General features: G+C 39.8%; 20 protein-coding genes. 10 read left to right on the top strand and 10 right to left on the bottom strand.

All coding sequences use genetic code 11. From position 1 onward, the window contains the following. The first annotated feature begins 23 nt into the window (after positions 1-23). A complete protein-coding gene (locus CSV70_RS01460; protein WP_233191735.1) occupies positions 24-707 on the top strand; it encodes a C40 family peptidase in 684 nt (227 codons plus the stop codon). A 40-nt stretch (positions 708-747) separates the two neighbouring features. Here the strand turns inward: CSV70_RS01460 and CSV70_RS01455 are convergent, their stop codons facing one another. Continuing rightward, positions 748-2,307 carry an FMN-binding glutamate synthase family protein gene (locus CSV70_RS01455; protein ID WP_085132917.1) on the bottom strand — a complete coding sequence of 520 codons (1,560 nt, stop codon included), beginning with the start codon at positions 2,305-2,307 and terminating at the stop codon, positions 748-750. A 143-nt stretch (positions 2,308-2,450) separates the two neighbouring features. Beyond that, the gene (locus tag CSV70_RS16405; RefSeq protein WP_099629143.1) at positions 2,451-4,964 is read right to left on the bottom strand and encodes an S-layer homology domain-containing protein; all 2,514 of its coding nucleotides are present in this window, start codon (positions 4,962-4,964) and stop codon (positions 2,451-2,453) included. Between the two features lie 361 nt (positions 4,965-5,325). Between CSV70_RS16405 and CSV70_RS01445 the strand changes: the two genes are divergently transcribed. The 3 genes from CSV70_RS01445 to CSV70_RS01435 all read left to right on the top strand — a co-directional run bounded on the left by CSV70_RS01445 (position 5,326) and on the right by CSV70_RS01435 (position 7,851). Beyond that, positions 5,326-5,802, top strand: coding sequence for a VanZ family protein (locus CSV70_RS01445; RefSeq protein WP_099629144.1), 477 nt, complete (start codon positions 5,326-5,328; stop codon positions 5,800-5,802). A 92-nt stretch (positions 5,803-5,894) separates the two neighbouring features. Continuing rightward, positions 5,895-6,194 (top strand): hypothetical protein, encoded by a 300-nt coding sequence (locus CSV70_RS01440; RefSeq protein WP_099629145.1) that lies wholly within the window; start codon positions 5,895-5,897, stop codon positions 6,192-6,194. 244 nt (positions 6,195-6,438) lie between these two features. Continuing rightward, the gene (locus CSV70_RS01435; protein ID WP_099629146.1) at positions 6,439-7,851 is read left to right on the top strand and encodes a GGDEF domain-containing protein; all 1,413 of its coding nucleotides are present in this window, start codon (positions 6,439-6,441) and stop codon (positions 7,849-7,851) included. Positions 7,852-7,919: 68 nt separating this feature from the next. On the opposite strand, the gene CSV70_RS01430 is transcribed toward CSV70_RS01435, so the two are convergent. After that, on the bottom strand, positions 7,920-8,501 hold the full coding sequence (locus tag CSV70_RS01430; RefSeq protein ID WP_085132912.1) for a 3D domain-containing protein: 582 nt from the start codon (positions 8,499-8,501) through the stop codon (positions 7,920-7,922). A 444-nt stretch (positions 8,502-8,945) separates the two neighbouring features. On the opposite strand from CSV70_RS01430, the gene mgtE reads away from it, so the two are divergent. After that, positions 8,946-10,304, top strand: coding sequence for a magnesium transporter (gene mgtE, locus CSV70_RS01425; RefSeq protein WP_099629147.1), 1,359 nt, complete (start codon positions 8,946-8,948; stop codon positions 10,302-10,304). A gap of 167 nt (positions 10,305-10,471) precedes the next feature. Here mgtE and CSV70_RS16400 read toward each other — a convergent pair whose 3' ends face one another. The 3 genes from CSV70_RS16400 to CSV70_RS01415 are packed head-to-tail and all read right to left on the bottom strand — an operon-like array spanning position 10,472 to position 12,243. Beyond that, the gene (locus CSV70_RS16400; protein WP_157111265.1) at positions 10,472-10,639 is read right to left on the bottom strand and encodes a hypothetical protein; all 168 of its coding nucleotides are present in this window, start codon (positions 10,637-10,639) and stop codon (positions 10,472-10,474) included. 1 nt (position 10,640) lies between these two features. Next, on the bottom strand, positions 10,641-12,059 hold the full coding sequence (locus CSV70_RS01420; protein ID WP_099627740.1) for an amidase: 1,419 nt from the start codon (positions 12,057-12,059) through the stop codon (positions 10,641-10,643). Beyond that, entirely contained in the window at positions 12,052-12,243 is a 192-nt protein-coding gene (locus CSV70_RS01415) for a hypothetical protein (protein WP_232319157.1), read from the bottom strand. Before CSV70_RS01415 ends, CSV70_RS01420 begins: the two co-directional genes overlap by 8 nt. Before the next feature lie 272 nt (positions 12,244-12,515). On the opposite strand from CSV70_RS01415, the gene CSV70_RS01410 reads away from it, so the two are divergent. Continuing rightward, positions 12,516-12,881 carry a DUF2188 domain-containing protein gene (locus CSV70_RS01410; protein ID WP_099629148.1) on the top strand — a complete coding sequence of 122 codons (366 nt, stop codon included), beginning with the start codon at positions 12,516-12,518 and terminating at the stop codon, positions 12,879-12,881. A gap of 41 nt (positions 12,882-12,922) precedes the next feature. Here the strand turns inward: CSV70_RS01410 and CSV70_RS01405 are convergent, their stop codons facing one another. Beyond that, a complete protein-coding gene (locus CSV70_RS01405) occupies positions 12,923-13,477 on the bottom strand; it encodes a DUF488 domain-containing protein (protein ID WP_099629149.1) in 555 nt (184 codons plus the stop codon). Positions 13,478-13,636: 159 nt separating this feature from the next. On the opposite strand from CSV70_RS01405, the gene CSV70_RS01400 reads away from it, so the two are divergent. The 4 genes from CSV70_RS01400 to CSV70_RS01385 all read left to right on the top strand — a co-directional run bounded on the left by CSV70_RS01400 (position 13,637) and on the right by CSV70_RS01385 (position 18,720). Further along, positions 13,637-14,536 carry a diacylglycerol/lipid kinase family protein gene (locus CSV70_RS01400; protein WP_099629150.1) on the top strand — a complete coding sequence of 300 codons (900 nt, stop codon included), beginning with the start codon at positions 13,637-13,639 and terminating at the stop codon, positions 14,534-14,536. A gap of 319 nt (positions 14,537-14,855) precedes the next feature. Beyond that, a complete protein-coding gene (locus CSV70_RS01395) occupies positions 14,856-16,496 on the top strand; it encodes an ATP-binding protein (protein ID WP_099629151.1) in 1,641 nt (546 codons plus the stop codon). A 15-nt stretch (positions 16,497-16,511) separates the two neighbouring features. After that, positions 16,512-17,207 carry a response regulator gene (locus CSV70_RS01390; protein WP_099629152.1) on the top strand — a complete coding sequence of 232 codons (696 nt, stop codon included), beginning with the start codon at positions 16,512-16,514 and terminating at the stop codon, positions 17,205-17,207. Positions 17,208-17,394: 187 nt separating this feature from the next. Beyond that, positions 17,395-18,720 carry a CitMHS family transporter gene (locus tag CSV70_RS01385; protein ID WP_099629153.1) on the top strand — a complete coding sequence of 442 codons (1,326 nt, stop codon included), beginning with the start codon at positions 17,395-17,397 and terminating at the stop codon, positions 18,718-18,720. Between the two features lie 144 nt (positions 18,721-18,864). On the opposite strand, the gene CSV70_RS01380 is transcribed toward CSV70_RS01385, so the two are convergent. The 3 genes from CSV70_RS01380 to CSV70_RS01370 all read right to left on the bottom strand — a co-directional run bounded on the left by CSV70_RS01380 (position 18,865) and on the right by CSV70_RS01370 (position 23,265). Continuing rightward, positions 18,865-20,061: an NAD(P)/FAD-dependent oxidoreductase gene (locus CSV70_RS01380; RefSeq protein WP_099629154.1), complete on the bottom strand. Its 1,197-nt coding sequence runs from the start codon at positions 20,059-20,061 to the stop codon at positions 18,865-18,867. A gap of 105 nt (positions 20,062-20,166) precedes the next feature. Continuing rightward, positions 20,167-22,815 (bottom strand): MMPL family transporter, encoded by a 2,649-nt coding sequence (locus CSV70_RS01375; RefSeq protein WP_099629155.1) that lies wholly within the window; start codon positions 22,813-22,815, stop codon positions 20,167-20,169. Between the two features lie 3 nt (positions 22,816-22,818). Further along, entirely contained in the window at positions 22,819-23,265 is a 447-nt protein-coding gene (locus CSV70_RS01370; RefSeq protein ID WP_099629156.1) for a MarR family winged helix-turn-helix transcriptional regulator, read from the bottom strand. Positions 23,266-23,328: the final 63 nt, after the last annotated feature.

Below are 23,328 nucleotides of genomic sequence, written 5' to 3'. Positions count from 1 at the left end.
ATTATTTTGGAGGAGAATCATTCGTGAAAAAATTATTATGTTCAATTTTGATGACATCAGTTCTGTTTATGGGATTCAATGGCGGAACAGCCGATGCCGCAAGTAAAGCTACAGCGAAGAGTGGTACATACATAACAGTACATAATGCAAATGTTCGAGCAGATGCTGGAACAAACCATAAAAGAGTCTTTACATTAAAAAAGGGAACTCGTGTTCAACTGACACACCAAAAATACGCAGGTAAGCAATTATGGTATAAAGTAAAGGTTAATGGTAAAAGAGGATATGTTTCCAGTTCCCTATTAAAGAGATCTACAGGCAAAGCAGTAGCAGCAACTTCCCCTACTAAAGGTGGCGGATCTGGTGTTGTGAAAACAGCAATGAACTTGCGCGGAATCCCATACCGTTTCGGTGGGACTACCACTAGAGGATTCGACTGCAGTGGATTCATTCAGTATTCATTCAAGAAAAATGGTAAGTCTGTATCTAGAACGACAACTGGACAATTCAACCAATCGGCAAAAATTAAATCGCCAAAACCTGGAGACCTAGTATTCTTCCACAATACATACCGCAAAGGGATTTCGCATGTAGGAATCTATGTGGGAAACAATAAATTTGTTCATGCAGGTGGCAAGAAGTCAGAAGTTGTCAGCCTAAACAATCCATACTGGAAATCTAAATTCAATAGTTTCAGAAGACTATAATCAGTAAAACGACCCGATGAACATTCATCAGGTCGTTTTTTTACTCAATTGAATGGACTTTTCCACGCTCGTCTTTATACACTACATGATGTCGTTCAAACTTGGTTGGAGAGTCCAGTCCTGCCGCTGCAGCTACACGGAACAATCCTTCCCTCATTGTCAAAATATAATTGGTCACACGGAACTTCTTCTCTTCTACAACAAGTGCTCGTTGTAGACTCTTATCCGTTGTTGCGACACCGGCTGGGCAAGTATTCGTATGGCATCGCTCTGCCATGATGCATCCTACTGAAATCATGAAACCACGTGCCACTTGAATCAAATCTGCACCTAAAGCCAATGCAATTGCCGCTTTATCAGGTGTGATAATTTTCCCTGATGCAATGATTTTCACTTGATCACGCACTTCAAACTTACGCAACGCATCATCAAGTAGAATAAGTGACGAACGAAGGGGTAAGCCTACACTATCCGCTAAATCTTGATAGGTAGCCCCTGACCCACCTTCTGCTCCGTCAAGTGAGATAAAATCAGGACCCATGCCTGTCTCAGACATATAAGACGCTAATTCTTCCGCATCTTGCTTCCCTCCAATAACTATTTTGATACCAACCGGTTTACCACCTGCATGGCGAATATCTTCAATGAAGGAAAATAAAGTTGGATAATCGTGGAACTGTTTAAAACGATTTGGACTGTTGATAGATGTATAAGCTTTCACATTTCGTATAGCCGCAATCTCCTCTGTGACTTTCTCTCCTTCAACATGTCCCCCACGCATTTTTGCTCCTTGCGCCAACTTGATTTCAAATGCCTTAATCTGTGGAATTTTTGCTTTCTCTTTTACTTTTTCCAAATCAAACTGCCCATCTTCTGTTCGGAAGCCGAATAAACCTGACCCGATTTGCGCAATGATATCTGCTCCACCTACTAAGTGATGGTCTGATACACCACCCTCGCCTGTATTCATCCATGCACCTTGAGCCATACCAATACCTTTAGATAGTGCAGTAATTGCATGGTCTCCGAGTGCTCCATAACTCATCCCGGACTGACCTAATAAGCTACGCACAACAAATGGATGCTGACAATTTGGACCTAATACAATTGCATCTTCCTCAGGTAACAACCAAGGCAACGTTGTAATTTCCTCACGATGTTCTTTACGCGAGAATAAATTGTCTGTATCCACCTCATAGCGCATAGTGTTTAATAGACTATCATTATCCACACGCATTTCTTCATTCTGTTTCGTGAACATGGCATTACGAATATAGTGACCAGGCTCTTGAAAGTCTCGTTTAGATCCAAAACCGATGATACTGTTCAAATACTTCCCCGGCATCACCATATGTAAATATTCTTCCCGGCTAAATGGTTTTCCACTATTATCATCGTTGAATAAATATTGTCTGACTTCTGGTCCCGCTTTCTCGAACATATAGCGTACTCTGCCCAAAATCGGGTAATTGCGCAAGATCGCATGCTGCTTTTGACTGCGATCAAAAAAGTATAGGAAAATTCCCATACTGATGGGGATCGCCAAGACGATGAGCACTACCAATGAAGTTGTGAAATTAATTCCTTCTAACCAATTCATAGCCCCACTCCTTTCTGATTGTCTGTATTTTACCTGTACCCTTGATAAGTAGCTGACTAAACGTAAAAAGCCCTATTCCTTGAATGTCTTCAAGGAATAGGGCTGGAGTTTTGTTAGAATGTTAGTGTGTACCTGAAATTATATTACTTTGCAGGAACGTTTACTTCGATTTGCTTAGTAGCAATCGCGCTAGATTGACCAATTTTCTTCACGCTTACTACAACAGTTCCTTTTGCACCATCATTAGCTTTCCCAGAAAGCTTTCCGCCGTCTACTTTCAAATCAGTAACAGCTGTAGCATCTCCAGAATAGGTCGCTGCGATCGTACCTAATTTGATTTCAGCGCCTTCGTTTACCATATAAATAGTGCCGTCATTTTTCATTAATGGAGTAGCTTCTGATGAAGTTAATTTAATTCCATCGCCAGTTACTACTTGCATTTCAAAGTTTCCTGAAGTGATAACAGGTTTCGTTTCTTTAAACTCTACTGAAGAAATCGATGGAGTTGAGTTCACTACAGTGATCGTAGCAGTCGCTCTTGTAATATCTCCTTGTTTAATCAAGATATTCGTAGTTCCTGCTTCTTTAGCAACAACAGTTAGTTTACCTGTTGCATCATCTTTTGTAACTGTTGCCACATTTGGATTGGATGAAGTCACTTGATACTCAGTTCCAATTTTGTCGTCACTTACGTAAAATCCTTGGCTGTTGTACTGTTTCCAAGCTAATTCTACAGAGCCATCTTTTGAACCGGCAATAGCATCAATTGTTAAGTCATCTGAAGCGGAAGATGTTTCCAACTTTTTAGTTGCTGGTGTTACATCGTCCGATACAGCAACTACAATGTTGCCTAGAACCGTATCGCCAGATTTAATTTGGACAGTTGTTGTACCAGCTTTTACTCCTGTCACGTTTACAGTAGTTTTACCTTCTGTCACTTTTAAAGGAGTTGTAGACACAGTAGCAATCTCAGCGTCTTTTGACTCGACAGTTATATCACCAGCATACAAATCACCATATTGGTCTTTAACTACTACATTTGTTCCTTGAGTAGTACCTTGTATCAACTTAGTCTCTGTTGATGATAATGTAGCACTGCTTGCCACACGCTTACCAACACCTACTGTAAGCTTTATGTCTTTTGTTACATCGCCAACTTTTGCTACAATCGTAACTTCGCCCGCGCTGATCGGTGTAACTTGTCCAGCAGAAGTGACTGTTGCTACACTTGGATTAGAAGAAGTGAATGTTGCGGTTGGATTCTTTTGTGTTGCTCCAGTTAGTGTAATAGCTTCGTCAACTTTCACATCAACTATGCCATCTTCAAGTGAGATTTTCCCACTCTCAACTTTTACATCACCTTGCATAACTGTCACTTTACTAATCTCTGAAACCGTATTAGCGAAATCTACTACTTTAACATCTACTAATTCTGATTCGATAGCTTTTCCATCTTTATCCGTAATGATTACTTTATAAGAGAATTTTGTACCCGCATCGAGTGACTCCAACGTACCAGTCGCCTGATCGGAGAATACACCAGTATTAGTAGACTGGAACGCAACTTTATAACCAGCATCCGTCAATTTCTTCATATCAACCTGCTTACCATCAACGTTAAACGTTAACTTCTGACCAGCCTCTTTGGCATTTACTTGAGTAGTAGTAGCTGTAACTTTCTCTACTTTTAACTCATACGTGAACTTATAAGAAGTAACTACATCTTCTTCGCCTTCAACTTCTGCTTTTGTCGTCAAGTGAAGAGTCATTTCTTTACCCGACGTCAGTTCGTTTTTTAATTCGATTGTCGCTTTTGTACCGTCTTCGTTCGCTTTAAATGAAGCCAGTTCATTTCCTTCAATTTTTAGTTGCTCTGCTTTTAACATGTGTAAGTTCTTACCAACTAATTCAAGTTCCTTTTCGCCAGTTGCTGTAACAGAAGTGATTTCAGATACTTCTGGAGCTTCTGGAGTTCCTGGTACTTCTACTTGAATAGTTTTATATAGGAATGAAGCAAATTGTGCACGTGTCGTTGTTTCTTTCGGTCTGAAGTTTGGTGCAGCTGGGTTCGTAATGTCGAAGTAGTCTAATACATCGATTGCAGTGCGTGCTTCAGCTTTCGCTTTGTTCAAATCATTAACATCTCTATCGAATTCTTGTTCTTGTACATATTTTAATAGGCTCGTTTTGTTAACTGAATCGTACGCACGAACTAATACAACCGCCATATTTTCACGGGTAATAGAACCAGCCGCGCCTAATGACCCATCTTCATATCCTCTAAATACATCGTTATCCTTTACGATTGCTGCTGATTGCAACAGTTCGTCATTAGACTTCGATGTTAAGTCTGTGAAGCGTGGGTTAGTTTTATAGTCTGTCGGAATTGAATAACCTTGTGATACAAGCCATTTTCCCATTAACTTCACTACGTCGGAACGAGTTAAAGTTTTATTAGGCTTGAATGAACCGTCCGGATAACCATTGATAACACCTGTTGCTGCTAGTGCATCAATTGCTTCCTTGTGTGAGTTAGTGTCCGCAACGTCATTGAAGTCTGCAGCACTGACAACTGGTGCCACCGCTGATGCTACTAATGCCGCTGATGCTACACCTGTTAGATACTTGCTGTACTTCTTTTTTGTTTGAGATTTCATTAAATAATTTCCTCCTCTAGTGTGTTTGTAAGCGTAAATGCTGGTTGGTTGTAGAGCAGCATAAAAACCACTCTCTTACTCTAATACCCTCTTTCTTATTAAATAATCCAAAAGACTATTAAAAGAATTAAGAATATAAAAGAAAAAAGTGATTACTAGCTACTCCAATTAATATTAACATACTTTCCCACGGTTGGTAATGGAAAATGTAGGATAGCCAGCATAAATTATGAACTACCAATCTGAATGTACTATACAACTGGCATATTACATTCAGGTAACAAGATTGTAACTAAGTAAAGTCAAATAAAAATATAGTTTGCTTACATCATAAAGATACTTTTTATGATACAATCCCCATATGAAAAAATTACTTGCACTTCTCATACTCATTAGCATTTTAGTCGGACTGTCGATCTCGTCCAGTCAGACATACGAACAGCAATCACTTGTCTCCACATTACAAGAATTGCTACCTGGAGAACCTGGGAAAGATACTCTGTCGACATGGGAGTTCAACTATTGGAATAGAACAATCTCTATTGAAGAACGTGGATATTATCACTTTGTAGAATTTCTAATAAGAAAAGCTGCACATTTCTTTACATTTGGATTTTTAGCGTTAGTAATTTACTGGCTATTACCTAAAAGTAAGGGACGCATATTGTTGGCGGCTCTATTTACTTTTCTACTCGCATGCGCTGATGAATTGCACCAATACTTCACAGGAGGCCGTACAGCAACAATGCAAGACGTTTATTTAGACACAGCTGGCGCCGTAACATTTCTTTTTCTATTGGCTATAATTCGTTTAGCAATTCACTTACGTAAAAAGTAGTCCTATAGATTTATTTTAGTTTTTAGTATTCCTAACATTTTTATGAGCATAATACTCCATGTTATGATATGGGCGAAACAGGAGGTTAATTAATGAATAACTCAGATGATCAGTTAATTCTTTCGCTTAGGTATATTTCCATCCAACGAGTCGTGGACCACTTAGAACAAACATTTCAAAAGTCCACCCACACAATTTGTTTATTCCAAGATCGGATTACAACATCCCAGCGAACTTTCCCCTTGCAACACGTTTTTGATTTATCCTACCGCCCTTTCTCAGGACAAACGGGATTATTTTACCTGCATACCAATGAAGGAGTTTTTACGTTTGAAATTGAAGAGGAGCCGGAACACTTCATTTCTTTATTCAAACAAATCCAATTAAAATAAGAAATGAATAATGTATAATTCAACGTCTTACTTCATAACTTTGGAGTAGGACGTTTATACTTTTATATACCGGGGTATAAATAACTAAATACCAGTATAAAAAAATGAAATCACTCATTAAAATGGCCTATTTGATTATATCTATTTATTTCTAAAATGATATAATGGTAATGTATTCCAAACATGAAAAGGAATGAATATACTAGTAAAAAATTGATACTTCCCATTATGGAGGAGAGAAACTATGTCAGGGGAAAATGAGATAAATGCTGTGGAACGTAAAATTAACGAAGTGATAAATGATGGACGCCATGATCTAGTCATTAGACATGCGGAAGATTTATTAAGGAAAGGTATGTTGTTTTCAAATAGAGAAGCCGTTCTATCGGCTCATTACATGTGCGCTATCTCCTATTACTACGTTGGAAATTTCAAAAAAGTTCTTTTCCATATAGAAGAGCATCATTCACAATGTATTTCATATGGCGAAAAGTCCGATTGGATGCGCTCTTATTATTTGCAATACTTCGTCAGCTCATTTGCATTAGATTATACTAGAGGACAAAAATTACTAGAAGATATGCTATCCATCGCGCTGGAAATTGAAGACTATTCGTATATCAGCAGGGCATACAGTCAACTAAGTCATCTACACAATAAAATAGAACAATACGAGCAAGCTTTGAAGTTTGCCCAGTTGGCCATTTCTAACGCAGAGATGAAAGATGTAGACAGAGAAATTTTACTGATTCGAGCACATTTATACGCAATTGAATCCGCTATCAATTTACAAAGCTCCAATTGCGCGATGACTAGCCTAAAGTATTTAAGCCAACTACCTACTATACACAATCATCCTCGTGAAATAGCAATTCTCGAAATTTTTAAAGGTAGATTTTATGATTTCATAGGTGATTCTAAAAAAGCTTTCCATTTTTATACCATAGCGAAAGAACAAGAAGAAAAATGGAGAGATTACACTCTCCTAAAAGAAATTCAGCAAAAACGCATTGCGTTGGCTGAAAAACTTTGTAGTTTTGATGAATTAGCAATCATCCAGAAAGAATACATCGATTTATTGCATGAAATCGAAGACAGTTGCTGGGTAAAAGCAGCGTACGAATTGCAAATACGTTTGCAAAGTTCTTCTGTTAAGACCAGTGAAAACTTGGATTACTTAACAGGTGTCTACAACCGAAAATATTTGGAAGAAACGACTAATCTATGGTTGGCCGACGCAACCCTAACTAAAAAATCCGTTGTGTGCATGGTCTATGATATCGATAATTTAAAAACTATTAATGACACATATGGCCATCTAATCGGCGATGAAGCGATTAAATTCGTGGCTCATACTTCTATAAATGAAATTAGAAAAGAGGACGTACTTGCTCGTTTCGGTGGTGATGAATTTGTTTTAGTGATGCAAGATATTTCCTTGGTAGATGCAAAAAGAAAGGCAACTTTACTCGCTAAAAAAATTGAGTCTATGTCAACCACTTCAGATATGATCCCCATTCCAATAACTATCAGCACAGGACTGAGTGACAATAAAATGCGTAGTATGCAAGGCTTCAATGATTTATTTCATTTAGCGGATCTCGCTCTTTACCAAGCAAAAAGGAATGGAAAAAACCAAGTCGTCTCCTTTATTTAACATAGATGATGATACTCAGTATTCAAAAAAGCTCACTCAGCAGTTATGCTGTGTGAGCTTTTAACGTCTTAGTTCAGTACTTTCACTTTTACATTTTTACGTCCCCATTGGTAAGCACGTGATTTACTTGGAATGAATACGTCGATTTTATTCCCTTTGATCGCTCCGCCAGTATCTCCAGCGATAGCGTATCCGTAGCCTTCAACGTGAACTTTTGTTCCTAATTTGATAACTCGCGGATCTACTGCAATTACTTTCAAGTTAGGATTTTTGCGTAAGTTCAATCCTGTTCTAGTAACACCTGAACAGCCATTACAATGTGCTGTATATGCAGTTGCACTTACCATAAGTTCTTTAGAAACACTTGCTCCATTTGAACGGGAAGGCGTGTTTTGTTTCTTCGGAGTACTAGCAGCCACTTTAGAAGACTTCACTAAACGTAGTTTTTGATTTGGATAAATAACTGTTGATTTCAAGTTATTCCATTGCTTGATGTTCGAAACAGACACTTTATGTTGTTGAGATATTTTATATAGTGTGTCACCTTTTTTAACTGTATGAACTGATGCTGCAGCAGACGTTTCGTTCATTCCGCTCGTGAATATTGTAATGAACATGGCTACTGTAAATGCAAATACTAACTTCTTCAATATGCCACCCCTAACGATTTGATAGCTTTAGCTTACCAAGACTATATTACAAAAAGATTACAAACGTGAAACAATGCCGTGACATCGATAATTGATATGTTACAAATGACGGGTTTTCGGTTGGAATTGTATGATAATTAAGGTGTTAAGACCTATAAACACACAATATGATTCATCGATTTCATACATTTCCAAGTTGTAAGTAGATAGAAAGGGGTAGTTTTAAAAATAGCAAAAAGCATGTTCTAGGAGATTTAGAACAGAGTCGATGTTTCGATTCAATTCCAGCTGACAAAGACTTTCTAAAGAAAATCAAAAGAGTTTCCATGGAGGCTTTTTTTATTGGCTAAAATGACTTTAAATTGTGTCTTATGGTTTCTTTCCTTTTATATAGGGGAATGATTGAATGACCGTAACTATTTAAAGATAAGAGAGGTGCGTTACATGCCAGTGAACCGGAATCAAGATGATGTTTCACGAGCGATTATACAACTCATTAAAGATGGTAATCTGGAATCCTTGAAAAAAGCTATTGGTGAACTAGAACCCGCGGAAGTAGCTGATCAATATAAACGATTGCCGTTAAAACGCCATACTACATTTTTGGAAGTACTAGACAAAGATACATTCGTACACATGCTAGGCTTTCTTTCAAAAAATGAACAATTGCGGGCATTAGATTTAGTAGGACCCGTTCGTTCCACTGAACTACTGGAAGAAATGAAAGGTGAAGATCTAACCTATCTTTTGGCTGATCTTTCAGATAGACAAGTGGAGAAACTCATAGCGGAATTGCGTCACGAAGAAAAAAAGAATATCCGACAGCGTCGAAAATATCCGAAAGATTCTGCCGGACGTATTATGACGACACGTTATGTATGGATTCATCAGTCATACACCGTCGAGAAAACGATTGAAAAGCTCAAACATTATGAAGCGTTTGCTCATTACTTAAATTACGTCTATATCATCAATGATGACAAGCAATTAATCGGTGTACTATCTTACCGCGATCTATTGCTCGCCAAGCCAGATAGAAACGTAACGGAAATAATGGAAACCGGTCTCGCCAAAGTTTTCGACACAACTGATCAAGGCGATGTAGCCAAAATGATTGGACGATTTGATTTCGTCTCTCTACCTGTTGTCAACGAAGAGAATATCTTAGTAGGAATTATACGCGCCGATGAAGTACTAGATCTAGTCGTTAGAGAAGCAAATAAAGATATTGAAATGCTTTTTGCTTCAGGTAAATCCATCGACTTCCAGACAAAACCTCTTGTAGCAGCCTATCGCAGACTACCTTGGCTCATTCTTTTATTATTTATCGGACTCGTTTCAGGAAGCATCATTTCCAAATTTGAAGAAACATTGGAAGCCGTTGTCGCTCTCGCTTTCTTTATGCCGATGATTGCTGGAATGACCGGAAATACAGGAACTCAATCTTTAGCAGTCGTTGTGCGTGGTCTAGTGTCTGAAGATTTGAATATGAAAAAGTCCTTGCATTTAATCTTTCGCGAATTAATTGTCGGCATTATATTAGGTGCCGTTTGCGGTGCCGCAATCGCTGTGATTGCGTATGTATGGCAAGGCAGTTTTACACTAGGATTAGTAGTAGGTTCGTCTTTGGTGGCTACACTAATTATCGGAACAATTGCAGGAACGGTTATTCCTTTGATTCTCAATAAATTTAAAGTAGATCCAGCTGTAGCTTCTGGTCCTTTAATTACTACAATCAATGACATTCTGTCGTTACTAATTTATTTTGGAATTGCTACAATGTTTATCTCGAAATTAATGTAGTTGAGTATTCTGACTTGTGTGTATATAGTCTGAACATTCAGCATATTATATTGTATTGAAAGGCTCATGTAAGGTTCATGTAATTTATCTCAATTTGATGCCAAACACTACAGTAACATGACATTCTTCACAGTTTGATGATTTGCGTTTATGACGGTTTTGTTAGGTTATACTAGTAGTAACAGCAAATGTCCAAACGGATTTGGGTTGAAGTTTGGTGCAGCTGGGTTTGTGATAGTGAAGAAGTAAAGTCGAATAGTCTGTACCGCTTCGTCGAAGAGCGAGTACATACCAAAAACTCCGTGGCCATGGGTTGACCGCGGAGTTTTTTTCATTTCATGCTCTTGTCAGTAAAGCGGGTTTTCTGTTTTTCATAGGGTTTGTCTGTTCAATTGCATAACCAACATCAAGCAATAAAGCTTCCGAAAAAGCAGGTCCAATAATTTGCACACCTACAGGAAGGTCTCCCTTGAAACCACCCGGCACAGACAATGCAGGGTTACCTGTTAAGTTACTAGGTCCTGTAAAGCGTATAATGTTGTCAATCAAATCCACTTGATTGCCATTTAGTTCCACAGTATCATCACCAATTTTACTAGCCACTACTGGCAGAGTCGGCGCAATCAATACATCGACCTTTTGGAATATTTCATGGAATTCTTGCTTCAATTGACGACGTACTTGCTGTGCTTGCAGATAATCGACAGCAGATGGTAGTTCTCCTAGTTCGAACAGCATGCGAATATCATCACCGAAATCTTGCGGACGCTTTAACATGTCTTCGTGATGAATGGTAGACGCTTCTGAAAGTGATGTGATCAGCTCTGCCCACTCTGCATATTTTAGAGTTGGAATCTTGACCACTTCTACTCGCGCGCCTTGATCGGTCAACGCTTTTATATTTCCACGCACCACTTGATCTACGTCGTTGTCTACTTCATTAAAGAAATATTCTTCATTAACGCCAATAACTAAACCGTTGACATCCCCCTTTATTCTCTCCAAATGTTGACCTACGGGGGTATTGATAGAAGTTGGATCCTTTTTGTCGTACCCTGAAATAATGTCCATCATTCCCGCTGCGTCTTTAATCGTTTTAGTCATCGGTCCGATATGATCGAGTGACCACGCCAATGGATAGCATCCATATTTACTGACTCGCCCATGGGTCGGCTTCAATCCGACGATACCGCAAATCGATGACGGAATTCGGATGGATCCGGCCGTGTCAGTTCCAAGTGACGCAACACTTGAACCGATCGCTACAGCGGCTCCTGAACCACCGCTCGAACCGCCAGGAATTCTATCGGTATCCCAAGGATTTCTGACAGGTCCGTAATGGGGGTTATTGTTCGTGATTCCCCAAGCATATTCATGCATGCTTAGTTTACCGGTAAAGATCACACCTGCGTCTCTTAACTTACTGACTACAGTCGCATCGTCTTCCGGAATGAAATCCTTATGAATTTTAGATGACATCGTCGTCACTTTACCTTTAAAGTATAAATTATCTTTCAAGGCCATCGGAATTCCGTGATACATGCCTCGATAGTTTCCATTTTTGATCTCTTTCTCTGCTTCACGTGCCGATTGTTCTGCTTCTTCCCGGTAAATTGTCATATAGGCATTAATCGTATCCTGCGTTTCTTCCGCATGATCAAGCACTGCCTTCGTTAGCTCAACTGGTGAAAGTGATCCACTTTCTAAAAGCGGTGCCAATTCCTCAACTGATTTCTGAATCAAATCTTTAGCCAATATGATCACCTCCAGGAATATTTCGAAGCCCGATATCGGCATCCTCGATTTTCACATTCTCTAGTGTACCTCTTAACTTTTGCATTCCATTCCAGCGACTTTCTAGGATTTCCAGATGTTCTGGCTTAGCTTGAATCCCTTTGCTTTCCAATAGTTGCTGCACAGATAGAGACAATGCATTCACTCCTTCAGTTTGTATTTGTCTTCATAAGGTTCCCCTAGTGAGATCAAAAACGAAAAAAGCTACTCTCACCATAAAACTCATTCGCTAAGTTCATATGAACGTCTATAGATTATCAGTTATTTAACTAGTAATCAAATAATTTCAAATAAAATGATAATTAGATGATATTCGACTTTATTCGATTCAAAGTGCGGGATGAAGTTCAAGGAGAATTCGAAAGACCGTTTATATTCATTAAAAACGGGAATTTGTGAATTAGGAGGTGATGTCATATGCCATGGAGTAAAAATGATTATCCTGCTTCGTTAAAAAATTTGGACCCTTCAGTACGCAATAAAGCAATCGAAATAGCCAATGCTTTGTTGCGTGAAAATTATTCCGACGAGCGCGCTATTGCCATTGCAACTGCACAAGCACATGAGTATGTAAATGGCAAAAGTGAAAGTCGTCCTCACTATGAAGTAAAACCGCGAGAGGACGAATGGATTTTCAGAAAAACCGGAAGTGATCATGTACTGTTTAAAGAAGATACCAAGTCCGCATTACTTGAAAAGGCGAAAAAGTATGTAAACGAACATGAAGGTATATTAAATGTCTTTCATGCTGACGGATCACATGATAAAACTTTATATGAATAAAATAAGTGCCCTATTATAAAAGGGCACTTATTTTATTCGTCTTAATTTAGCTCAGGAGGATATGTCAACTCTCCGTTATCCAAAACAATAGGTTCAGCGCCCCACTTCCCTACTTCATGATCTTCAATTAAAGTCTTTTCTTTAGGTCCATCAATAATGTGTTTTACATTCCAACCATGTGTTGCGAGCCAATTACTAATCAACAAGCGATGGCATCTTGCGGGATGGCGTTCGGAACAGCATATCGCAATTCGTTGTCGTGATGCTTCCTTCATCAATTCAGCGATCCCCTCTTCGAACTCGGGCGTCAACGTGTAATCCGCGTAGTTATGGAAGGATTGATTATTCCATCCTTTATTGACTGCATTATCAATAGTTTTGGATTTCCTCCTACGTCCTCCTAATTTGCCACAATGTCGGTAGGCAATATCATGTGCTGGCAACCATTCTTTCATTCGATCTTCATGAAAATATGGGAATTTACGACTACCCGGAAATGCACGAACATCTACTAACTTTTCAATATCCGCATCATCCAATAACTTCAAAAACTGTTCTTTAGTATGTGTGGAATGCCCAACTGTATAGATTTCCATATTTATTCACTCCTTTGTCCTTACCATTCCCTACCACTCGAATAAAATAACCTATTCACTTTTACATCATCTCGTCTATTATTTCTAGCTTTTTTATAACTCTTCTGGTTTCTACATCACGTTATCGGGAATAATAAACTAAAAAAGGAAGTGAAGAATATGCTTCATTTCAAGCGGGCATTGTTTGTATATAACCGTTCTGCTGGAGAGGAAGACACGGAACAGAAGCTCTCTGAAACACTTCACATATTCGCGCAAGCAGTAGATGAGCTCATCGTGCTGAATACAGCTTCCAAAGATGAACTTCAGCAAGCTTGTGTAAAATATAGCAGTCAAGTAGACTTACTCATTATTCTTGGAGGTGACGGCACTATACACACATGCATGAATAGTATCGCGCCACTCGCCATACGTCCGGTCATAGCTATATTGCCTGGCGGTACATCAAACGATTTCAGTCGGTCATTAGGTATTCCACAAACTCTGAATGAAGCAGCCATTTCTTTACTCAACGGCTCTATTATCAAAACCGATATAGGAAAAGTGGGCGAGCACTACTTTATGAATTTTTGGGGAATTGGACTAGTAACCGATACATCCGAAAATATAAAACCAAAAGAAAAGAAGCGCTTTGGTTCGATTAGTTATGTGCTCAGTACTTTACGTACGTTGAATCAAACTGAATCATTTCATTATAAAGTGCAATCTACTGACGAGATATTAGAAGGAGAGGCTATTTTACTGTTCGTACTAAATGGACGCTTTATTGGTACAACTGAACTTCCCATCGCTTCCCTATCACCTGTTGATGGAAAATTAGACATTTTGATCGTGCGTGATTCCAACTTAGCTGCTTTCAAAGAACTATTTGCATTACAAGATCCTGCTGTGGAAAATAAGCAATTATCTGAACTCGAATATATTCAAATAAAAGAATTGGCCATTGTGCAACCTGTTGAGAAGAAAGTAGACATGGACGGGGAAATCTACGAAGATACTGCACAACAGATTACAGTGTTACCTGGTCATTTACAGATGATTCATGTAAACGCGCTCTAAAAAGACAGTCCTTCGATTCGCTGGGTCATAATCGCTTATGTACCTTTCACATCCTATTGCGTAACGGTCATATCCGAAGTAGGTACATAAGCGTGTAGATCCGCTTGACGATAACCGATTTTATGATCAAGAAGCGATCCATGTCTACTAAAATAAATAATAGAACTAGCTTTATGCGTAGAATTGAGTAACTATATGAACCTCCACTCTATACTCCTCCCTTCCACTGTACTCTTCCACTTTTTAAACGATAATACCATTTAATATTATGCATCGCATGGTATTCTATATTTACTAACATGTTTATCGGAGGTTCGACATGATCCGTATACGTAGAGAAGATTTATTCATTCATCGAACGAATGACAGACCTTTTATCAATCTCCATTTGAAAATGATCGGCTTAATCGGTGCGCTTTCTGTCGCAATTATTCTATTGATTGGCGGATTCATGAGTTTCTTCGTCACGGACACATTAGAAACTCAAATTGGTAAAAGGGCTCTCAGTGTAGCAAAAAGTGTAGCCGTGATACCAGAGATTTCTCAGGCCTTTGATTCGAATGACCCTTCCGCTATTATCCAGCCTATCGTGCAGAAAATCCAAGCACAGACAGACGCCGAGTTTATCGTTGTTGGTAATCAACAAGAAATCCGCTATGCCCATCCGAGTCCTGACCGAATCGGCAACAAGATGATCGGTGAAGATAATGAACGTGCGTTAAGTAACGGAGAATCCTATATTTCTAAATCAATTGGATCATTAGGAAGCTCACTTCGTGCAAAAGCTCCGGTCTACTTAGATGGAGAAATTGTTGGTGTCGTCTCTGTAGGTTTCTTGGTAGGCTCTATCGAATCAATCATTTGGGAATATAGCCAGGAAATCTGGTTGGTCCTTCTTGGTATTTGCACAGCCGCCATCATCGGTGCAGTGCTGATCGCGAACTATATCAAAAAAGTGTTGTTTGGATTGGAGCCTGAAGAAATATCACATTTACTCTTTCAAAAAGAAACCATTTTGCACTCTATTCATGAAGGTATTATTGCTACCAATAAGGATGGCCTCATTACGATGATCAACTCCACCGCATTAAAACTATTGACAGGTGGTGAACAGCAAGCGGACGATTGGATCGGTAAACCTATACAAGAGTGCTTCCCGAATTCTGATTTACCCTATGTGCTAGAGCACGGCAAATCAGTCTTCGATCAGGAAAGGCTTTTCAACAATCATATCGTTTATGTAAATAGTGCACCGATTTTCTACGAGCATGAATTGCTCGGTGCAGTCGCCACTTTCCGGAATAAAACCGAGATTGAGAATTTGACGAAAAGACTGGCACATATCCAACAATATGCTAACGCTCTTCGCTCTCAGACACATGAATTCTCAAATAAATTATATACGATCATGGGACTGACGCAGCTGAACAAGAAAGATGATGTGCTCGATTTCATCCAAGAAGAAACAAACATCCAGCAACACTGGACAAACACACTTCTTGATAATATAGATGATCCATATATTAGTGGGCTACTTGTTGGAAAGCTAAGTCAAGCGAGTGAATTGCAAATTAATGTATCCGTCCAGCCCGACAGCCAATTACATTCCATACTATCCGACTTAAACCGCCAAGCACTGCTGACAGCTATCGGAAATCTTCTTGACAACGCATTTGACGCAGTTTATGACGAACGCGCCATTTCCCGGGACATATCGATTTCTTTTACTGATATCGGACAAGATCTGCTGTTTGAAATTGATGATGCAGGTCCGGGAATCGATGAAGCTTCACTTGATAATGTCTTATCCCGCGGTTTCTCTACAAAAGATGGAGCAGGTAGAGGTTTTGGCTTGGCTTTAACAAAGAATGCTATTGAAGCAGCGAATGGCCAGCTGTCCATTGAACCGAGTGAACTGGGTGGTACATATTTTGTCGTCTCATTACCAAAAGATAAATAAAGGAGAGATTTCCCCGTGATCAGTACTATACAAGTCATAATTGTGGAAGATGATTTTCGAGTGGCAGAGATTAACCGCCAACTAATCGAACAGATTGCCGGCTATAAGGTCGTGACAGAAACGAGAACTGCCTCAGAGACCATCGCCTTTTTGCGACAGGCTGAAGCCCTACCCAATCTGATTTTATTGGATGTTTACATACCCGACAGTCCAGGACTCGATTTATTTTGGCATCTACGAAGTGAATTCCCCACAATCGATATTATGTTGCTAACAGCTGCTAAAGAGACGAAAATAGTAGAGGAAGCACTCCACGGAGGGGTGTTGGATTATTTAATCAAGCCTGTTGAGCCTGTGAGGTTTGCAGAAACATTTAGACGATACCGTTCTAGAAAAGTATTGCTATCATCCAAAAATGAACTCTCTCAAGAAGATCTTGACCGCGTATTATTTGGTACTGAAATGCGGCAGGATCCTACTTCTAACGTATTGCCAAAAGGGATCGACCGTCTGACACTTGAACGTATAGAAAATGTTTTACTTCAAAGTCCAGCAGAAGGAATAACTGCTGTTCAAGTAGGTGAAGCAGCGGGTGTCAGTCGTTCTACTGCACGTCGATATCTGGAGTACCTCGTATCGGTTGAAATAGTAGGAGCGCAACTACATTATGGAGATGTCGGTAGACCTGAAAGGACATATAGAAAACTTTAAATACTTGCCCGTGAACAAAATGAACAAAATACGTAATATGAAATATATCCTTCTTATGTAAACAAGCTTTTTAGCGACTTTTTCTCATGGTACATTATGGACAGCTTAAGAGGGATTATTCAGATACCTTTGTATGTATCCGCTTACATACCTCTTTCACCATTTTATCTATTGGAGGAAAATCGCTATGTTAAGTATTATTGGAATTCTGACGATCTTTATTATCGTCGCATTATTGATCAGTGGCCGGATCACACCAATTGTCGGTCTGGTTATAGTTCCCATCTTCGGTGCATTCTTTGCTGGATTCAACTTCATAGAAATCGGAGAGTTTTTCAACAGCGGAATTGAATCTGTTATTAGCGTTGTCATTATGTTCATCTTTGCGATTTTGTTCTTTGGCATTATGCAAGATGCCGGCGTATTCGACCCGCTAATTAATACTATGATTAAAATTTCACGAGGAAATGTAATTGCTGTTGCCATGGCGACAGTGGTAATCGCAGCTATTGCACAGTTAGATGGCTCAGGCGCTTCCACATTCCTCATTACAATCCCTGCGCTTTTACCGCTCTATAAAAGGTTGAAAATGAGTCCTTACTTACTGCTACTGCTTGTCGGCATCTCAGCAAGTATCGTCAACATGGTTCCATGGGGAGGCCCACTTGGGCGGGCAGCCGCTGTACTTGGTGTCGACGTTACAGAATTATGGCGTCCACTTATCAAAATCCAAATCATTGGCCTTCTCCTATTAATCGTAGTTGCTTTCATACTCGGATTACGTGAAAAGCGAGTCATCGCTAAGAAAGTAGCCAGTGGATTTTTTGAAGACGAACTAGATGAACTCGGAGAAGAGGAAGAGCAAAAAGAAGAATCTAAAGGCATTTCCCTCCTTCGACCAAACATGTTATGGATTAACGTGATGATTGCCGTAAGCGTGATCGGCTTACTCGTTTGGGGAAAAGTGCCGGCAGGCTTTATCTTCATGGTCGGATTCAGTATCGCGCTTCCGTTAAACTATCGCACTGTGAATGAACAGATGGACCGTATTAAGACACACGCACCGAATGCTCTACTAATGGCTGCAATCATTCTAGCAGCCGGTTCATTCCTCGGTATCCTGAATGGTACCAATATGCTAGATTCGATAGCGACCGATTTAGTGAAAGTGTTACCGGCAATCATCGTACCGTATTTGCACATCATCATCGGCCTTTTCGGTGTTCCGTTCGATCTATTGCTTAGTACGGATGCGTATTACTTCGCATTACTACCGATTGTAGAGCAAGTTGTCTCCGGCTTCGGCGTTCCATCGATTTCCATTGCGTACGCATTAATCGTAGGAAATATTATAGGAACATTCGTTAGTCCTTTCTCGCCTGCACTTTGGCTGGCATTGGGACTTGCAGGTTTAGAGATGGGCAAGCATATCCGCTACTCATTCCTTATCATGTGGGGGTTCAGTATCGTATTATTCCTCATTGCAATGGCTATGGGCGTTATTACGTTGTAAACTCTCTTATCATTCCATATCGTTATTAACACCATCTTGAAAAAATCGGCTGTCGCGGAACCTCATGTATGAATGAGCTTCTCGATAGCCGATTTCTGTTTATACTTGTTATAAGCAACTGAAGAACTAATGCCCATGTGTTTTTTAACGTTCTATTTCTACTATAGGTTCATTAGGATTCGACTTCCCTGCTAATTCATCACGCAGTAAATACGCACCCAACATACTATAGACCGTTCCGTTCCCGCCAAGTCCAATCAAATAGTAAATATGCGGCTCGAATGGATGGCGCCCGATTACTGGTAGCTCATCTGTCGATTCTCCAAATAACGCCGTCCACTCATACTCAAAATCGAACTTCTGGTGAGGAAACAACTCTTGCAATTCCTGTTTTAATTGCCTGAATTTCTTATTGATTTCTTCTTGTGAACTCGGTATTGTATCCATATTCTGATCCAAGCCACCCGCCACGATGCGATTATCATCCGTCAATCGCATATACAAATAAGGGCGTTTGGTTTCCCAAATCATCATACGATCATGCCAGAATGACAAATCTTCTATCGGCTTTGTTGCGACTGCATACGTAACTTTTAAGTCTTTTTGAGGGATCATCATATCCGGAGTCGGTGCATAACCAGTAGTGACCACGACGGACTTTGCCTGAAATTCTCCATTCGTCGTTTTAATGATTACACGTTCTTCTGTATCTAGAATGCCGAGTACTTCGGTATGTTCAAATATGTCCATGCCCTTTTCATATGCATACTGGATGGCACCCATACACAAACGCAACGGATTCACTTCTGCATCCCCTGCTGTCACGATAGCGGCAGGTTGTGAAAATGGGAAATGCGCTTCAATATCTTCAGGTTCCCAGAATTCTACCGGAAAACTATATTTTTGTAACACTTCAAACTCTTTGCGCAATCTCGCCACATCTTCTTCTGTGCTGGCATAATACAAACTATCACGTGTATGGAAATGGACATCAAATGGTGCGTGTTCCGCAACGTCTTGCAAATTTTTCATTGCTTCTTTACATGCCCGATAAAATTCCACAGCTTTCTCTTCGCCAATTTGCTCTATTAATTCATGCAACATAATATCATTGGAGAATTGTAATAAACCAGTATTTGCAGAAGTACTTCCCCCACCTACTTCCTCTTGTTCAATCAACGCAATCGAATAGCCTTCATTCGATAATACGTATGAAGTCAGTGCACCCGACATCCCGCCACCAACTATCGCGACATCATATAGATCCTGACGATTTACTTTTGCAAAACCTTCTTTTGTAAAAGTCGACTCCCAATACAATGACCCCGTATGTAACTTCATAAGTAGCAATCCCCTATCTATTCGTTTTTCCTTTCTTTACCCTGTAAGACTGTTCCTATAAACATAGAGAAAAGGTGCTCAGTCAGTAGCTGAGCACCTTTTCCTTTATCCTCTAAACGGCCACCATACACCACGTCCGAATGACATCGTAATGGCTGGAATTAACAGCGGTAAAATAATTAAACCATAGAGTAGTAACCCTGAAATAACAATCGTTGCGATTTGCATAAGACTCAAAACGCCTGAAGGCATCATAGCACCGAATGTGCCTGCCAAAATCACAGCTGCCGTAATAATCACAGTACCCATCTTCGCCATTGAGTACATCAACGCTTCACGAATCTTCATACCCCCAATACTCTCTTCGCGGAAACGATCGAGTAAGAAAATGGAGTAATCCACGCCAAGCGCAATCAGCATGATAAATCCGAAGAATGGAACTGCCCAACTGATGCCGTCATAACCAAGACCGTTGACGAAGATCAATTCCGTAATAGATATCGCTGTATAATATGTCAACAATAGCGAACCGATCATATACAAAGGCATGATAGCTGAACGGAATAAGACCAAGAGAACAACGAACAAACCGACTAACATGATAGTTACCGTACGCGTAAAATCAGCGGACGAAATATCACTTAAATCTGAGTTAATACTAGAAATACCACTAAACGCCAAATCCGCATCTTCAAATGGTGTACCAATGACCGAGCGTTTCACCGTATCTTTAATTTCATGTACAGTAGAAATCGCTTCACGTGAATAAGGATTTTCCTTTAGGATGACTTCCATCAAAATTCCTTTTTCATCATCGAATGTATAGCGGTCGATGACTGGTGCAAACTCTTCATTACCAAGCGTACCTTTTGGAATGAATAAACCAGTATCGCGTACACTTTTCGTATCCGCCATATCATCCAGCATACTTGCAATTTCTTGAAGGCCTGTCGTCACTTCTGCTAAACCGTCTTTGGAAGCTTTGACACCACTGCCTAGCTGTTTCAATCCACCTTTTAATTGACCAATTTGCGAACCACTTTGGTTGATGTGAGATCCAGCTCCTGCAATGCCTTTACTGATCTTATCCAATTCATTACCTAATGCATTCAACCCTCCAGCTGCTTGTGCGGCAGAAAGACCTTGTTGCAAGCCACCCGAAATCTGCGCGAGCTGGCCATTGATCTGCTCAATACCGTTTGCAGCTTGAATTAGGCCACTGCCGCCACTAGTTCCACCGGCAGGCAATTGATTAGCTACGTCGCGTAAATTATACTGCACTGCCGCTAATCCTAAACGAATTTCCTGTATCCCATCATTCGCTTGGTTTAAGCCATCTGCCATCAAACCGATTTGATGATCTACATATAAGTCTTCCAATATTTCACCAGTCGGTCGTGTGATAGTACGAACACTTTTGACTCCCTCAACTTTCTCCAAGTCTCGGGAAATCGCTTCTAAATAGGTGATATCTCCTTCTTTAACGATTGGAGAATCTTTCTTTACTACTACTTGTACTGGTAGTGAATCCCCTTCACCGAAAGCATCTGAAATAAGATGTAATCCCTTTACAGACTCTTTACTTCCATCAATTTCATCTACCGTATTGAAGGATAGATCATTGTCATACGTCAATAATAGCGGAACCGTAATGATGGCTACGATGAACATGGAAAGTAATGGACGCATAACAGATAATTTGCTGAACGCAATCCATAATTTACTATCCTTATGAGTAGCTGAACCTTTTGCAGGCCAGAATAATTTGTCTTTCAAAATAGACATTAACAGCGGTACGACAGTGAATAGAACGAGCATTAACACCGCAATCCCTACCGCTACTGCGACTGCCGATTTAAATATTGGGAAGTCTGCAAAACCGATTGCCGCGAAACCGATAAATACCGCAAGTGCACTGATGAAAAGTGTGCGGCCTGCTGTTTTATACGTATTAATAATTGCTTCTTCCACGTCATGCCCTGCTAGTAACTCTTCTTTATAACGACTTAACAACAGAATACAATAATCCGTTCCAAGACCGAATAAAATTGCCACTAAAAATATTTGGGTATAATTCGAAACCGGAAATCCAAACCAGTCGATAAAGAACGCTACGAATGACTGACTTAATAAATAGGTGATCCCTACCGCCACTAACGGAACGAATGGTGTCACAATCGAGCGGAAAACAATGAGTAATAAAGCAAAAATCAATACAACCGTAATAATCTCAGTCTTTTTTAGCCCTTCTTGCGCACTCTCATTTACGTCATGATTGATGATTACTTCGCCAGTCATATACACTTTGTCTTCTTTAGATACAATATCTTTTTTTATTTTATCAGCCAACTGAATGACTTCATCATCTGTACCGTCTACCGTTATAGGAAGTAATACCGTTTTGTGATCTTCAGAAACGAGTTGGTCTTCCATGTCTTTACTTTCAAACGGATCTAGAACATCCGTTACAATCTTGCTGGCATTCGCAATCTCTTTGGCAGTCGTAGAAATTTCTTGTTTCTTTGCTTTATCTGCCGGTTCATCGAGATCATAGACTAGCGAAATCGTTTCATCTGCTTGGCCTGCATCTTCTAGCATTTGTGTAGCCTTTTGGGAATCTGCTGAGTCGAGCAATTGGAAGGAACCTGCTTTTTCCGCCTGCTTTGCCAAATCGGGTGCTACTATAAATAAAACAGCAGTCAGTATAACGATACCGATCGCAATAGGCCATTTGAATTTTACTATCGTTTTCATGCGTTATCTCTCCTTCATTACTAAAATCGATTTAAGTTTACGGAATGTCTTAATGAATTGTTCGAGCTCCTGTTCATCAATTTGGTCTGTGAACAGGTTTTCGATGCTTTCATTTATTGCTGCATTTGAAACAGCTAGTACTTCTTGGCCTTTTTGGGTCAGTGAGATTCGATTGATCCGCTGATCGTTCACGTCTTTTTCAGACTGCACCAGGTCTTTTTCGGTCAGTTTCTTGAGACGTGTCGAGATGGCGCTTTTATGTACGCCTTGAATCTCTGCCAGTTGTCCGCTAGATAGATGGCCATAGGCAGAAAGTATTTTCAGTACTTGGATTTGTTCTGGTGAGTAATCTTTCCAGATAGGAACGTCCAAGTTTTTCACGACATGTTCCGTGCCGTAGATCATGACTTCTTCAAATAGTTCTACTGCTTCTTGAAGTTGATAATTCAAAATAGTCTACCCCCTAAACCAATAATTAATAGTTTAGGGAGTAGACTAAATAAAGTCAAATAA

Source organism: Sporosarcina sp. P25, assembly GCF_002743235.1.
Classification (GTDB): domain Bacteria; phylum Bacillota; class Bacilli; order Bacillales_A; family Planococcaceae; genus Sporosarcina; species Sporosarcina ureae_B.
The sequence above is the reverse complement of the archived record's forward strand: the minus strand, read 5'-3'. Positions and strand labels throughout refer to the sequence as shown.